Source organism: Butyrivibrio sp. XPD2002 (genome assembly GCF_000423945.1).
In the GTDB taxonomy this organism is placed as follows: domain Bacteria; phylum Bacillota; class Clostridia; order Lachnospirales; family Lachnospiraceae; genus Butyrivibrio.
The window spans coordinates 1-16025 of the sequence record NZ_AUIY01000025.1 but is presented as its reverse complement, the minus strand read 5'-3'; the positions used below and the strand labels follow the sequence as shown (position 1 = coordinate 16025).

General features: G+C 43.5%; 13 protein-coding genes. 11 read left to right on the top strand and 2 right to left on the bottom strand.

Annotation, left to right across the window (positions count from 1 at the left end):
• The 6 genes from G587_RS0112785 to G587_RS0112760 all read left to right on the top strand — a co-directional run bounded on the left by G587_RS0112785 (position 1) and on the right by G587_RS0112760 (position 5870).
• Positions 1-366: a DUF1667 domain-containing protein gene (locus G587_RS0112785; RefSeq protein ID WP_026492574.1), complete on the top strand. Its 366-nt coding sequence runs from the start codon at positions 1-3 to the stop codon at positions 364-366.
• 180 nt (positions 367-546) lie between these two features.
• Complete coding sequence (locus G587_RS0112780) at positions 547-1680, top strand: phosphate/phosphite/phosphonate ABC transporter substrate-binding protein (RefSeq protein ID WP_026492573.1); 1134 nt, start codon at positions 547-549, stop codon at positions 1678-1680.
• A gap of 109 nt (positions 1681-1789) precedes the next feature.
• Positions 1790-2578, top strand: coding sequence for a phosphonate ABC transporter ATP-binding protein (phnC, locus tag G587_RS0112775; RefSeq protein ID WP_026492572.1), 789 nt, complete (start codon positions 1790-1792; stop codon positions 2576-2578).
• A gap of 5 nt (positions 2579-2583) precedes the next feature.
• Positions 2584-3405, top strand: a complete 822-nt coding sequence (gene phnE / locus G587_RS0112770) for a phosphonate ABC transporter, permease protein PhnE (RefSeq protein WP_026492571.1) — start codon at positions 2584-2586, stop codon at positions 3403-3405.
• A 15-nt stretch (positions 3406-3420) separates the two neighbouring features.
• Positions 3421-4230, top strand: coding sequence for a phosphonate ABC transporter, permease protein PhnE (gene phnE, locus G587_RS0112765; protein ID WP_026492570.1), 810 nt, complete (start codon positions 3421-3423; stop codon positions 4228-4230).
• Between the two features lie 65 nt (positions 4231-4295).
• Positions 4296-5870, top strand: coding sequence for a bifunctional metallophosphatase/5'-nucleotidase (locus G587_RS0112760; RefSeq protein ID WP_026492569.1), 1575 nt, complete (start codon positions 4296-4298; stop codon positions 5868-5870).
• 176 nt (positions 5871-6046) lie between these two features.
• On the opposite strand, the gene G587_RS24540 is transcribed toward G587_RS0112760, so the two are convergent.
• Entirely contained in the window at positions 6047-7105 is a 1059-nt protein-coding gene (locus G587_RS24540; protein ID WP_051201018.1) for an acyltransferase family protein, read from the bottom strand.
• 204 nt (positions 7106-7309) lie between these two features.
• Here G587_RS24540 and G587_RS0112750 point away from each other — a divergent pair, with 204 nt between their 5' ends.
• From G587_RS0112750 to G587_RS0112730, 5 genes are all read left to right on the top strand, one after another.
• Positions 7310-8368 (top strand): FIST signal transduction protein, encoded by a 1059-nt coding sequence (locus G587_RS0112750; RefSeq protein ID WP_026492568.1) that lies wholly within the window; start codon positions 7310-7312, stop codon positions 8366-8368.
• 19 nt (positions 8369-8387) lie between these two features.
• On the top strand, positions 8388-9350 hold the full coding sequence (locus tag G587_RS0112745) for a methyl-accepting chemotaxis protein (RefSeq protein WP_035786638.1): 963 nt from the start codon (positions 8388-8390) through the stop codon (positions 9348-9350).
• 101 nt (positions 9351-9451) lie between these two features.
• A complete protein-coding gene (locus tag G587_RS0112740; RefSeq protein WP_026492566.1) occupies positions 9452-11845 on the top strand; it encodes an HD-GYP domain-containing protein in 2394 nt (797 codons plus the stop codon).
• 157 nt (positions 11846-12002) lie between these two features.
• Positions 12003-13787, top strand: coding sequence for an ABC transporter ATP-binding protein (locus G587_RS0112735; RefSeq protein WP_051201017.1), 1785 nt, complete (start codon positions 12003-12005; stop codon positions 13785-13787).
• Positions 13788-13790: 3 nt separating this feature from the next.
• Positions 13791-15578, top strand: coding sequence for an ABC transporter ATP-binding protein (locus G587_RS0112730; RefSeq protein WP_026492564.1), 1788 nt, complete (start codon positions 13791-13793; stop codon positions 15576-15578).
• Between the two features lie 239 nt (positions 15579-15817).
• On the opposite strand, the gene G587_RS26270 is transcribed toward G587_RS0112730, so the two are convergent.
• Positions 15818-15964 (bottom strand): hypothetical protein, encoded by a 147-nt coding sequence (locus G587_RS26270; RefSeq protein WP_196812581.1) that lies wholly within the window; start codon positions 15962-15964, stop codon positions 15818-15820.
• Positions 15965-16025 lie beyond the last annotated feature (61 nt).

The following is a 16025-nucleotide window of genomic DNA, read 5'->3' as shown; positions in this document are numbered from 1 at the left end:
ATGGAAAAGAGAGATCTTACATGTATCGGCTGCCCTATGGGTTGCCAGATCACAGTTGAATTAGAGGATGGTGAAGTTATTTCCGTAAAGGGTAACACCTGCGCCATCGGTGATAAATATGCCAGAAACGAAGTAACACATCCTGAGCGTACAGTTACAACAACTGCAGTTATAGAGGGCGGCGATAAGCCCCGCGTATCTGTTAAAACTGCAGGCAACATCCCAAAGGATAAGATATTCGATGCCATGAAGGAAATCGACAGTACTGTTGCCAAGGCACCTGTTCATATAGGCGATGTTCTTGTAAAAAATGTAGCGGGAACCGGAGTTGATGTTATCGCAACAAGGGAGATTGGAGTTAAGTAAAACCGCTACTTTCAGCAACGGTAAGGAAACTTAAGAATTTCTTAAGTTTTGTTTTACTACGCCGCATTGACATAATTTTTCATGTCAAATATAATTTCATATGTAGTTGTAGGAGCTCTTGTGGAATTCCGCAAGGGCTCTTTTTATGAGCAAAATTTTATAATTTTCGTAGGAGGAATTATGAAGAGATTATTCGCAATGATGATCGCAGGCGTTTCTTGTGTATCAATGCTCGCTGGATGCGGCGCAAAGAGCACAGAGACCGCAGAGCAGGCTACAGAGACTGCTGAGACAACTGAGGCTACAGAAGATGCAGCTGCAACAGAGGAAGCTTCAGAGGAGACAGCAGAGGCTGCTGAGGCACCCGCAGAGACAGTTAAGATTGACAAGCTTACAGTTGGTTTCGTACCTTCACGTGAGCCCGATGAGATCGTAACTGCTACAGAGCCCCTTAAGGCACTTCTTACAGACGAGCTTGCTACACTTGGTTACGAGGTTGGCGAGGTTGACATCACAGTTGGAACCAGCTACGAAGCAGTTGGTGAGGGCCTTTCAGCAGGTACTATTGATATAGGTCTTATCCCTGGTGGTACTTATGTACTTTACGAGGACGGATGCGATGTTCTTCTTACAGCAACAAGAGACGGTCTTTCAATCGAGAGCCCTAATGCTAAGGATTGGAACGACAACAAGCCCACAGAGCCCACAGATGAGCAGGTAACTTTCTACCGCGGACTTATTATTGCAGGTCCCTCAGAGGCTGGTCAAGCTGTAGCTGCTAAGGTTAACGCAGGCGAGGAGATTACATGGGAAGATCTTGATGGTCTTAACTGGAGCGTAATGAACTCTTCATCTTCAGCAGGATATATTTATCCCTCACTTTGGCTTCAGGCTAACTATGAGAAGCACGTAACAGACCTTTCACATGCTGTTCAGGCTGATTCTTATGGTAATGCTTTTGCAAGACTTGCTTCAGGTCAGATCGACGTTCTTTGCTGCTATGCAGACGCAAGACGTGACAACGAGGACAAGTGGACATCAGAGTACGGCAGAGAAGCAAGCATCTGGGATGAGACAAACGTTATCGGCGTTACAGACGGTATCTATAATGACACAATCAGTGTAAGCAAGACTTCACCTATCATGGACGATGCATTCAAGGCTGCTCTTTCAAAAGCTTTCATCAACATCGCTCAGACAGACGAAGGTAAGCAGGTTATTGATATCTACACACACAAGGGTTATGTAGAGGCTAATTCAGCAGATTATGATTCAGAGAGAGCTGCTCAGGAGCTCATCAAGTCAATGAACTAATACAGCACCGATTCAGTCATAATATTTTTTAAACTAAGGGGAAGGTGATCAAATACCTTCCCCTTTATATAGGAGCAAAAAACTTTATTTTATCGCCAGGAGAATTACAATGATCAAGTTTGAAGACGTAGGAAAAAGATATCCCAACGGATTTGAGGGATTAAAGCATGTAAACCTTACTATTGAGCAGGGTGAATTTGTAGCAATTATCGGACTTTCAGGTGCAGGTAAATCCACACTCATTCGTACCATCAACAGGATGCACGATGTTACCAGTGGAAAACTCACCGTGGATGGTGTTGATGTGATGAGTCTGTCCGGAAAGCAGCTCAGAAGGTTTCGCAGAAAGATTGGTATGATCTTCCAGTCCTTCAACCTGATCACAAGAACAACTGTAATAAAGAATGTACTTACAGCTTTCGTTCCTGATATGTCCTGGTTCAGATCCACTTTCGGTATCTATACAAAGGAAGAAAAGATGAAGGCTCTTGAGTGCCTTGATAAAGTGGGCATTTTAAGAAAGGCCTTTGTTCGTGCCGATCAGCTTTCAGGTGGACAGCAGCAGAGAGTTGCCCTTGCAAGAACTCTTGCACAGAATCCTCAGATTATTCTTGCTGATGAGCCTGTTGCAGCTCTTGACCCTGTTACAGCTAAGCAGGTAATGGACGACTTTAAGCGAATCAATGAGGAGATGAAAATTACAATCCTCATAAACATACACCACGTTGATCTTGCACTTAAGTATGCAACAAGAGTTGTGGGAATAAGAGAAGGTGAGATCGTCTACGACGGACCTGCATCTGAAGTAGATAAGGACGTATTGGCTTCTATCTATAACGGTAAGGTGGATGACGAAGGTAACGTTCTCGATGCAAATGACCATAATGAAAAGAGGTGATCAGCATGAGTGTATACGATAAGATTTTTAAACCTAAAGTATATACACTGCCTAATGGAAAGTCTGTAGAAAAGAAGGCATCCAGAATGCCGATTTACTTTATACTGATTCTTCTTATGTGCATACTTTCAGTTAAAGTCACAGGCTTCGACATGAAGATATTAACACAGAGAATAGGGCAGTTCTTCGTAATTCTCGGTGAGATGTTCCCGCCTAACATGGGCTTTGTTGAAAAGGTTATGGGACCTCTCTTTGATACAATCAAGATGTCACTTCTTGGTTCTGTTCTGGGAGCTCTTATTTCAGTTCCCTTTGCTATGCTTGCCAGTACAAATGTGTGCCCTAACAAGGTAGTCGTATCAGTTGTAAGAGTTATGTTTTCACTTATCAGAACTCTTCCTACACTGGTTACCGCTCTTGTAGCAACTCTCGTGTTCGGACTTGGAACCCTGGCAGGTACCTTCGCTATTGCTGTTTTCTCCTTCGCTTACATCGGTAAGCTTACCTACGAGGAGATAGAGACAGTAGATATGGGCGCTTTTGAGGCTATGGAAGCTATGGGAGCTACCAAAGCGAGAGCATTTATCTCAGCTATAATTCCTCAGGTTCTTCCCTTCTATTTCTCAAACTGCCTCTTCAACTTTGAGGGTAACGTAAGATACGCAGCAGTTCTTGGTTATGTTGGAGCCGGCGGTATCGGACTTGTTCTTAACGAGAAGATTTCCTGGAGAGAGTATTCAAGCGTTGGAACAGTACTTGTTGCGCTGTTTATCGCTGTATTTATTATCGAATCAATCAGCAGAATGCTTCGAAAGAAGCTTGTCTAAGGAGGGGAGGTAAATATGAATCAGAGAATAAAAGAAGCATATGATAAACGTCCCCAGACCTGGATATATCACCTTGCTATTGCAATTATTTTTGTAGGTCTTATGGTATGGAGTGGTACCGCTGTTGAGACGGCAGGAACCACAATGGATGGCGGTCAGATAGCGCTGAATGTTTTGGCAGGTATTTTTAATCCTGATCTTTCATTCCTTTTTGACTTTACCACTAAGGGAGTTCCTTACCTGATGCTTGAGACAATATGTATTGCGTTCCTTGGAACAATCGTAGGTGCGATCCTTTCAGTTCCGCTTGCATTTATATCAGCATCAAACCTTACTCCCAAGCCGATTGCCTTTGCAGGAAGAATAATCATCATGGCTGTTCGTACCATCCCTGCAGTTGTTTACGGTCTTATGTTCATCCGTGTTACAGGCCCCGGACCCTTCGCTGGCCTTCTTACAATGGGTGTCTGCTCAGTCGGAATGATCAGTAAGATGTACATTGAGGCTATTGAGGACCTTGATACACACGTTGTAGAATCTCTTGATGCAGCAGGCTGCAATACCTGGCAGAAGATCCGCTACGGAATCCTTCCTCAGCTTCTTCCTAACTTTGCATCAACAGCTATCTATAGATTTGATATCAATTTAAGAGATGCAACTATTCTTGGTATGGTTGGTGCCGGTGGTTTCGGTGCGCCTCTTATCTTCGCGATGAACGCTTATCGCTGGAACGAAGCAGGTGCGATCCTTGCAGGACTTATCGTGCTCATTCTTGTAATTGAGTTCATTTCAACCAAGATTAGAGTTAAGCTTACAAGAGGATAAAAACTAAAATATTAACGCCTTCTCTTTATAGGGAAGGCGTTAACTGGACTTAGGCGAGGAATTCAATGAAGATTATTTTTACATCAGATACACACGGACATGTATATCCAATAAACTATGCTACCGATAAAGAGGAGAATTCAGGACTTTTTCGTATAGCATCCAGGATAAAAAATGAGATCGACGGCAATACTCTTGTTATCGATGGTGGTGACAGCCTTCAGGGAACACCGCTCATGGCATTCTATCTTGGAAGAATGGATAAGTACGATTTTAATCCTATGGCTGAGGGCTTCAATGCCATGGGACTTAACTACTACACTCTTGGTAATCACGATTTTAACTTTGGCTACGATGCCATCGCTGATTTTGCAAAGGCTATGAAGGCAACTCTTATCTGCGCAAACGTAGAGGATAAGAGAGGAGAGCTTGGAATTAAGAAGCATGTGATTCACACTCTGGAGGATGGCACAAGGGTTGGAATAACCGGCGCTGTCACAGGCTATGTAAATGTCTGGGAGCAGGAGAAGAACTTAACTGAGCTTACTATAACAGACCCTGTAAGCGCACTTGCAAAGGAACTTGAGGAATTAAAGCCTCTCTCAGACATCACTGTCTGCATCTATCACGGCGGCTTCGAGGAGGACCTTAAGTCAGGTGAGAAGCTCTCAGAGACTGAAGAGAACCTTGCATGCAAAATTTCAAGAGAGCTTGATTTTGATATCATTCTCACGGGACATCAGCACATGTCTGTAGATGGTGTAATGCTGGATGGAACCTATGGAGTACAGCCTCCGGACAAGGCTATGAAGTACTGTGTGATGGAAGTTACTAAGGCTGATGAAGCTATTAGCAAAGCGGGAGCAGCTCTTACAACAAACGGCTATGTTGTAACATCAGATCTCGTTACAGTCTGTGAGGATCCTGAAGAATATCAGAAGATAATAGGTGACCACAGCTTCATGGAGGATATGAACAGAGAACTTCAGGTGTGGCTTGATGAGCCCATAGGCTGCCTTGAAGAGGAGATACTGCCCGAGGCAAAGCTTGACGCAGCCCTTTACGGAAGTAAGGTTGCATCAATTTTCAATCAGGTTCAGCTAGAGCTCACTGGTGCTGATTTTTCATGCACAAGCCTTGCAAATGAGCCCCTTGGACTTCACAAGGAGATCACTGTAAGGGATGTTCTTGGAATATACCAGTTTGCCAACACCGAGGAGGTCAAGGAGGTTACCAAGGCTGACCTTAAGGCAGCGTTAGAGAGATGCGCCGAGTACTTCGATTATGATGAAGCAAGCGGTGAGGTTAAGATCTCAGATGTGTTCCTTCAGCCCAAGGTAGAGCATTATAACTACGATTTTTATGCAGGTCTCTGGTATGAGTTTGATTTAAGAAGACCTGTGGGAGACAGAGTTGTGGTTATGAAAAAGATAGACGGAACAGAGCTGTCAGATACCGATAAATACACGCTTGTAACCAGTAATTACAGAGCTACAGGAACAGGCGGATATGAGTGCATCGGTAACTGTCCTACCATCAGGACCTATCCTGAGGAGATGCCTGATCTCGTAATAGACTATGTAAGAAGAAATACTCCTGTTAAAGAAGTAGTAAACAGCAGATTTAAGTGCATAATGTAAACCAAGAAAGAATTTCGCATGCGAAATTCTCGCGCTGAGCGCGGTTGCAGAATGCAACATATTCCATTCGCGCGAGTGCGCATCCACGCGGAGCGTTTTAATATCATAGGAAAGCAATTTCCTATGATATTAAAAAGCTTTCCGTATCTGAATCACATATCAGATACGGGAAGCTTTTATCTTTTTATGGAACTCATTATTACTTTGCAAACCTTGTGGGAAGCATAGGCAAATATAAGAGTTGCCGCAAGGTACATTAAAAAGCATACAGTCCAATGGTATTTATCGTAGAGCTTATAGTGAAGAAGAAGATTCAGGAAAAGCCAGTGATAAAGATACATGCCGTAGGTTATATCAATTTTTTCCAGAGGACTTAGGAGCTTTTTTATAAAGGGCTTGAATTTGTCAGGCTGAATGAGGTGGGCTGCAAGGACAGCAATAGCTGCTGCGGCCATGCCTGTTATAAGTCCTGTGTAGTAGCCGTGATCCCCAAATCTCGTGATTCTTATGACGGAGTGGAGCATTAACAAAATAGCAAGAACCAGATTCGTATAGTTCCTGTTATAGAGCCTTAAGGTCTGACAGAGGACACCTATGAAAAACCACACTGCGTAAGGAATAAAGCTTCTTTCAAGGATTTTCTGTCCCATCTCTGAGAGCGAATCCTTGCAAAAGAAGGCAGCTATATTACCCAGAGAAAGGATGAAGCAGGTAACTCCGTATAGGAGTGGTGACTTCGAATTTTTCGTAATAAGCTTAAACAAAAATATAAGGATGTAGAGCTGGATAATGACTGTAATGTACCATATGGGGCCATTTATGCTGCCTGTGGCGAATTTCTCCATACAATAGGGCGTCTGGGCAAAGCCTGCACCCTGAATGAAAATCCAGGGAATTATTGATAGATCAAACTTCTTTGGAACAACCAGAAACAGCACACCAAGATAAACAGCCATACTGAGCCATAGCTCCGGGTACAGACGAAGGAACCTCTTTTTGAAGTAGGCTGCAGCATCAGGACCTGAGCGCTCGAGCGATGCGGATATAAGAAAACCGCTTATCGCAAACAGGATAACTGTTGGCTGATAAAAGTCGATTGCAGACCTGAAAACACTGATGGTACCGAAGTGATCAGGCACGCGAATACGCATGTATCCGGTGAAGTGCAGGCACATCACGCAGAAGGCAGCGAAATATCTAATTAGGTAAAAAGCATTGTTGTCTTTTCTTGGCATAGCTTAAATAGTCCTAATAATTAAATTTATACACTATAATTTTACCACATTTGGGGTGAATTTATGAAATTTTAAGAGATTGTTTAATGAAATATAGTTTTTAGGGCATTGTTACTCATAATATAATGATGATAAAATTATTATTGGAGTAAGTGTTATTTTTAGCATATGCAGTGTTTCCAAATTTATAGGAGAAAATGCCTTATGAAAATGATAAACGGAAAAAGTGCATCAGCAAATGTGGCTGAAGCTGTAAAAGGAGTGACGGCACCAAAGTTACTTATTTTTACCTGTGACGCTGATCATTTTGATGCCAGCGTAGCAGAGATTGAAAAGAAATTCCCAGGTGTTCCCAGTATCGGCTGTGTCGGAATGTCGTATGATTCAGCTATGCTCGAGAAGGGCATTTTAGTTACCGCTTTTACTGAAGGCGTAAAGGTGAAGACTGGAGTCCTTGAGAACGTATCAAAAATGCCTGCCCGTTATATCCACAGATTGCAGAAGGATATAGAAGAGATTAAGCCCGGTAAGGAGAATACAGCGATAATTGATTTCTGTGCAGGAAATGATGCTGCTGTTCTTACAACCCTTAGAGGACTTATTGATAAATATAATCTTCAGGTTATGGGAGCAACTGGTGATGCCGGCAAGGTTTCCGTTAACGGTAAGGTATATGAAGATGCAATGACCTATGCAGTCATCAAAAATGAGGGCGGAAAGGTTAAGACCTATAAGGAGAATATCTACGAGCCCAAGGATAACAGACAGCTGGTTGCATCCAAGACAGATAAGGCAAAGTATTATCTTGGAGAGCTTAATGGCCGTTCTGCAAAGCAGGTTTATATGGATCTCACCGGAGTAAAAACCGATAAGGAGATCATAGACCAGACCTTCCAGAATCCTCTTGGAAAGATGATCGGAAAAGACGTATGCATATGCTCTATTAAGGACGTTTCAGGAAGCGGCCTTATCCTTTATAGACAGATCAATGACTCTGACATTCTCACACTCCTTGAGATGAAGGAGCCCATGGAAGTTGCCCAGCATACCATAGACAGGATCAGGAGCGATTTCAGCAGGGTTTCAGGCATTTATTCCGTAAACTGCATATTCCGTTATCTTGTATTAAATGGACGAGGCGAGATGAATACTTATCTTAATAAGGTAGCATCCCTTGGACCATCCTGCGGACTTATCGGATTTGGAGAGCATTATAACAGCCAGTTCGTAAATCAGACGATGACATGCGTTGTATTTGAATGATATACAGAGGGAGAATAATATGCTTACAGATATCTTTAGAAAGAAAACAGAAGAACCGATAGCCGAAGTCCAGCCGGTAAAGGGAGAAATTGATGCGGAAAAAAGAGATTCTCTTATCTACATTGCCGATTCTATAAAGACCTTCCAGAAGGAGCTTGTACATAATGAGGTTACTGCTCTTACGGAAATCCATGATATGGGAGAAGCCGTTGAGAACGTAATTGAGAGTAACACTCAGCTGAGAAGCGAGATGGATGCCTTCAATGAGATGTTTGCAGCTGTCAATGAAAGCGCAGGTAAATTCGAGGATGTTAAGGTAAATATTCTTAACAGCGTTCAGAATGCACAGAACAAGGTATCAGAGCTTAAGGACAGCTCCAATGAGGTTAGAGCAACCTTCGATGAGATGACCCAGAGCTATGAAAACTTCAAGAACGCCGTTGATCAGATCTCCGATTACATGAAAAAGATCATCGGAATCGCAACACAGACTAACCTCCTCGCCCTTAATGCTTCAATCGAGGCTGCAAGAGCAGGTGCTGCAGGAAAAGGCTTCGCCGTAGTTGCAACAGAGGTTAGAGAGCTGGCAGATGAGATCAAGGTAATGATCAGCCAGGTTAATGCTTCCATCGATGCAGCAGGACAGGAAAGTGAGAGACTTTCTGAAAACATCCAGAATTCAATCGCTGCCATGGATAAGAGTATCCAGGAGGTTGAGGAGACCAATGCAACCTTCGATGAGATCATCGAGAGTGCAAACGGAGCAAATGCAGTTCAGCAGGAGATTGCTGATACAGCTGACGCAGCATCCGATGAGCTCGGAAGAATCGGCAACAGCTTCACGGATATCAACAATAAGTATGATGCCCTTGTAAGCCAGCTTGAGAGAGTAAATGCTCTTGGAACGACAAAGAGTAGCGTATTCGAGCACATCGATAATCTGACATCTCAGATTGAGCCTATTGTCAGAGATAAGAAATAAATTAAAAATAAGTTGAATTTACATACATAACTCCTTTAAAAATTAAGAATAATCCTCTATACTTCATAGATAGGGGATTATTTTTATTGGAGAGTATGGTAATGATAGAGTTTTTTAGGGCAAACCAACAGGATATAATGCTTTTCTTAAGTGGAATCTGCGGAATTATTTCCTTTTTTTCAATGATGTCGCAGAACATGCCTCGCAGAAGAAAGGGCTATGTTGTGTATCTGTCCCTGTCAGGAATGCTTCTTTTGCTGGCTGACAGATTTGCATATATGTACCGCGGAGATCAGTCCACCCTGGCGTTCTGGATGGTGCGTGTATGTAATTTCCTCGTTTATTTCTTTACAATTTCCATCGTTCACGCTTTTAATCTGTATCTTTCCAATATGCTTAAAACTGAGGGCGGACTTAAAGACGCACCTCTCCGTTTGAGATTTGTAGAAATCTTCATTTCTGTTGGAGAAGTTCTTCTTATAATTTCCCAGTTTACAGGACTTTATTATACAGTGGATGAGTTTAACCGCTACCAGCGGGCTCCGGGATTTCTATTAAGCTTCCTGTTCCCTATACTGTCGCTGGTGATTCAGATGACGGTTATCATTCACTATTACAAATACTTCGGTGAACGCGTAAGAGTTGCCCTTCTTTTGTTCCCGATAGTTCCGATTATTGCTGCTATTGCGCAGATTTTCCTGTATGGACTTGCTCTTATAAATATCGCCTGCACGCTGATGATCGTGGTAGTTTACACCTTTTCACTGATGGAACTCTACGAGACGGCTAACCGCGCCAATACCTTAGAGATCGAATACCTGAAAAATGAGCGTGAGAGTATGCAGACCCTGTTTGAACAGACGGCGAGAGCTCTGGTAAACGCAGTCGATGCCAAGGATAAAAATACCCACGGACATTCCTCCAGAGTGGCTGAGTACGCCAGAAAAATTGCTGAGCTGAACGGAAAGAGCGAGAAGGAATGCGACGAAGTCTACTACGCAGCACTTCTTCATGACGTTGGTAAGATAGGAATATCTGACGAGATCATTTTGAAAAACAGTGAGCTTACAGATGATGAATACGAGGAAATCCAGCAGCATGTTCTCATCGGTGATGACATCCTGGCGAGTATCACAGGCTTCCCGTATCTTCGTATCGGTGCAAGATATCACCATGAGAGATATGACGGCAAGGGTTACCCTGATAACCTGAGGGGTGATGACATTCCTGAAATTGCAAGAATTATTGCGGTTGCAGATGCCTATGACGTCATGACCTCCACAAGAAAATATAAGGATATTGTTCCACAGGAGAAGGTTCGCGAGGAGATAATAAAGGGAACCGGAACTCAGTTTGACCCCAGGTTTGCCAAGACTATGCTCTATCTTATCGACATGGATTCCAACTATCAGATGAAGGAGAGAGCAGAGGTTAAGGAGCTTTCCGGAAAAAGCGGTCTTAATCCCGAGGAATACAGAAGCGATATTTCAGACGGAATACTTATTACCAAGAAGACAACTAAGATTCACATGAACTGCCGACCGGGAGATGTTCAGGAAGGTCAGATCACAATGCCGGCACTTCTCCTGTTTGACTCACTTGACGGACATATTTACACCAATGAAAAGAAGAAAGTGCTGTTTAATTATCACGAATATGGTGATATCTGGTTTGACGGCAAAACAGTCTGCAGCAATGCCAGAGATATGAGAACCGAGGTAAGGAATTTCGATAAGGAAAAGCTTGATCTTCTTAAGAAGGAAAAAGGCGAGACAGAATTTGTTGTCGAAGCTGTTAAGTATAAGGATCATGCCCTTATAAGAATCGTATGCAGATACAGAACGGTTGAAGTTATAGTAGCGCTTCCTGATTCATCAGGATTTTTGTACCTGGCACTTACTGGTGAGCACTGCCACATAACAGATGTATCGATCGACCAGTCAGAGGAGGAGGTTGGAAGCACCTACATTCCCAGAATTGCTGAGGAGATCAGCTATCTTGATGGCCCTGAGGGCGATGTACCCAGCATTCAGGTTGATGATTACCATTCTGCAATTACCGATGGCCATGCAGTTACAGATGGTATGAAGCTCAAGTTCCACACCATGAGTCTTCCGACTTCAAGACGAGTATGGCACTGCCCGCACATCATTCTGTTTTACTCAGATGATGCAAAGGTAGATGGAGGAAACTACAGAGAGTTTTCACTTGTCAGACTTGATGGAGAACACTGGGCATCCAATGGCTCATCTGAAAATAAAATGGTTACTAACCTTCTGGATGATTTCGAATCCTGGGATGATTGGAAGGAGATCAATAAGAAGGGCTATGACTGTGAGGTTAACTTTAAGCGCGTAGGCAATAAGGTTACGATCACCACAGAAAATGGTGGAATTGCAATACGAAACGTGACTATCGTTCCTGATACTCAGGAAGAGATATATGTTGCACTTTCAGGTGACCAGGTAGCACTGACTAATATCAGATACGAATAAAAATACAACACCATCGAGGTAAGGAATACCCTCTCGATGGTGTTTTTTGCTAATAATACGACAAAAATTGATTATGGCATGACAAAAAATGGTTAGAATTATGTCTTGTAGCGTGATTAAATACCCTTTAACGCTAAAAAAGTTTTGGAGGAGAATTATGAAAAGCGCTGATAAAAACTGGCAGTTTCCGAGAACCAGACTGCAGTGGCTGTGGGACAATATGGAGGGCTACAGGGCGATTTATATTTTGGCTGTAGCAGGTACATTTGTCTACAACATGATGCAGCTTACAGTTCCCTATTTTTCCGCACAGATAGTTGATAAGTTTCTGTCCGGGCCGGAGGCGAGGGCTTATTTTGGCTCGCATTCCGATGAATTCTACAGACTGATCTTCATGATGATATCCTTTACCCTGCTCAGGGTAATCATCGTGTACGTGGACTGCGTGGGATATGAGAAGGTATCCCAGGGAGTTCTGTTTAGGATCAGGAATTTCATTTACGACAAAATACAAAGACAGGACATGAAGTTTTACAGCACCTACAGGACAGGTGACCTTATGACAAGAGTTACCGGAGACCTTGATGCTGTAAGACACATGATCGCATGGGTTGTGAGAATGGTTGTTGAAGCATTTTCTCTGATTCTTGCTGTGGGCATCTACTTTATTTTCATGAACTGGAAGATGGCACTGTGCCTTCTTGCAGTCGCTCCGTTTATTTTCTTTGTAATAATGGCCTTCAAGATGCAGGTTGCTCCCATGCATGCACTCCTCAGGGAAAAGCTTGCGAAGATGAACACCATGGCTCAGGAAAACATATCTGGTAACCGTGTTGTTAAGGCCTTTGCCAAGGAGGACTACGAGATAGAGACCTTCGACGAGTGCAACAGGGATTACAGGGACACCAATAAGAAAACAGCCATGATATGGCTTAAGTTCTTCCCTGTTATAGAGACCTTTGCAAATCTGCTTCCCGTTATCCTTCTTCTGGTGGGCGGACTTTTCCTCATGGACGGTCAGATGACAATGGGTGAGTACGTTGCCTTTTCAGGTCTGATTTGGGCTATTGCCAACCCTATGAGACAGCTCGGTAACGTAATGAACGAGTTCCAGAGATTCTCCGCAGCATCAGTTAAGGTTATGGAAATTTACTACTCAGAGCCTGAGATCGTGGATAAGGAGTATACAGCTCTTATGCCCAACAGATTCGATGGCAGGGTGGAGTTCAGGGATGTGAGCTTCCAGTACTCTGATGGTAAGCTCCCTGTTCTTAAGAACATTTCGTTTACCGCTGAGCCGGGGCAGACCATCGCTATCATGGGTGAGACAGGCTGTGGTAAAACATCACTGATTCACCTTATTCCAAGGTTCTACGAGCCTACAGGAGGAAAGGTCCTTGTGGACGGCGTTGATGTTCAGGACATTTCTCTGCACCAGCTTAGGAGAAACATAGGACTGGCTACTCAGGACGTGCTCCTTTACTCAGACACCATCGACGGCAATATCGCCTACGGTGATCAGCTTCTTAGCAAGGAGGATGTCATGAAGTATGCAAAGTACTCTCAGGCCTCTGACTTTATCGCCAAAATGCCGGAAGGCTACGAAACAATAGTCGGCGAAAGAGGAGTCGGATTATCCGGCGGACAGAAGCAGAGAATATCTCTTGCGAGAGCTCTTGCTGTCAGACCTTCGATATTGATACTTGATGATACGACATCAGCGGTTGATCTTGAGACTGAAAAAGCTATTCAGGACAGCCTCAGAGATCTTGATTTTAAGTGCACCAAGATAATAATCGCCCAGAGAATATCCACCACCAAGGATGCGGACCAGATACTTATCATGCAGCACGGTGAGATAACTGAGCGTGGTACACATGAGGAACTTATTGAAAAAGGCGGCTACTACGCTGAGCTTGTAAAACTTCAGATGGGGGCATAAAAAATGGCCAGAAATACATATAAACAGGATGAATTATTGGAGGAGCCCTTTGACATAAAGCATTTGCTTCGGGCTTCGGGATATATTAAGAAACACTTGGGAGCTATGATCGTGGCACTGGTGTTATCTGCGATTGCAGGAATCACGGCACTGGTAAATCCGGTCATAGTAAGAAAAGCGCTTGATGAAGCGATACCTCAGAGTAACAGACAGATGCTGTTCCAGCTGGTGATATTGTCCGCTGTACTCTATGTGCTTAGCATGCTCTTTTCACTGATAAGATCCAAAATCATGGTGAATGTGAGCCAGGATATCATCTACCAGATAAGAAATGATCTGTTCAGGCACCTGCAGGAACTGCCGTTTCAGTACTACGACGACAGACCTCACGGAAAGATTCTTGTAAGAGTAGTAAACTATGTAAATTCCGTTTCGGATATGCTAAGTAACGGACTTATAAATATCGTGCTGGAATTCCTGAACCTGATATTTATCATAATCTTCATGTTCCTTGTGGATGTGCAGCTTAGCCTTGTGGTAATGGCAGGTGTGCCGGTTCTTATGGTTTTCATGTTCTGGATCAAGAACAGACAGAGAAGAGCATGGCAGATGGTGTCCAATAAAAACTCAAACCTGAACGCTTATCTTCAGGAGAATATCGTTGGCGCCAGAATTACGCAGATATTCGCAAGAGAGGATGAAAATGCAAAGATTTTCAGAAGCCTCTCTGATGACTGCAGAAAGACCTGGATGAAGGCTATCTACTACAGTACTCTGGTGTGGCCGGGAATCGATACCATATCTGTGTTTGTAAGAGCAGCTATTTATTTCTTCGGACTTGTGATATTCGCAAACGGACATCAGAGCCTTGGAACCATCGTTGCAATATCGAGCTACGCTTCAAGATTCTGGCAGCCTATCATGAACCTTGGTAATATCTTTAACGGCTTTATAAATAATATCGCTTACCTTGAGAGAATTTTTGAGACCATGGATGAGCCTGTGACAGTTAAGGATGAACCCGGTGCTGTTGAACTCAAGCCCGTAGAAGGCAGAGTGGAATTTCAGAATGTATCCTTTTCCTATGAAGCGGGTAAGGAGGTTCTACACGACGTGTCCTTTACTGTGGAGCCCGGTGAGTCAGTTGCTCTTGTTGGTCCCACAGGGGCAGGTAAGAGTACGATTGTAAGCCTGGTTTCAAGGTTCTACAACGTGGACAGTGGAAAGATTCTGATCGACGGACAGGACATCTCCAAGGTGACCCTTAAATCGCTTCGTGATCAGATGGGAATCATGCTTCAGGACAGCTTCATCTTTTCAGGAACCATTGAGGACAATATTCGTTATGGTAAGCTCGATGCCACAGATAAGGAGATTAAAGAGGTTTCAAAAACTGTCTGCGCTGACGAATTCATAACAGGCTTAAGTAAGGGGTACCTCACAGAGGTTAAGGAGAGAGGTGCACTTTTGTCACAGGGACAAAAGCAGCTTATATCCTTTGCGAGAACTCTGATATCTGATCCCAGGATCATGGTTCTTGACGAAGCAACCTCAAGTATAGACGTTCAGACTGAGAAGGACTTACAGCGCGGACTTAATGCGATGCTCTCAGGTAGAACCAGCTTCATTATCGCCCACAGATTATCCACCATCACGGGCTGTGACAAGATCATGTACATAAACGATGGCGGAATTACAGAGTGCGGAACCCATGAGGAACTCATGGCAAAGAAGGGTGATTATTATCATCTGTATACCGCACAGATTGGGGATATGGCACATTCCGCGTGAGAAACAGATATATGCGCCTTTTCAGGGCGATAAAAAATTTTGAAAATATTTTTATCCTTGATGGACATTTGTTGGACAGGGGTGTTTATACTGAACTCAGAAAGTTAAATAAAACAGTTTTTCTTATCGATAGTGTAAAGTCTGCTATGGAAAAATGAGCCAAAGAAAAAAGGCTCAAAAGAACCTTGAAAATGTAGATATTGATACCGACAAGCTCTCCGAGGGCTTAGGGCTCCGCCCTAAGAACCTGCAAGGGACCAGTCCCTTGACCCGTTAAGCGGGCTCTGCCCGCACCCGTCCTCGCCGGAAGCAGGCCAGCAAGCACACTTGCTGACCAATGTATCAGGATTATCCGTGAACCTTATGTCAAGGAACTTTCGCGGCATATCCTCGCGGCGCTGCCGCTTCGGTATTCCACGTTTTCCTTGACAACGGTTCCGCTCCGTT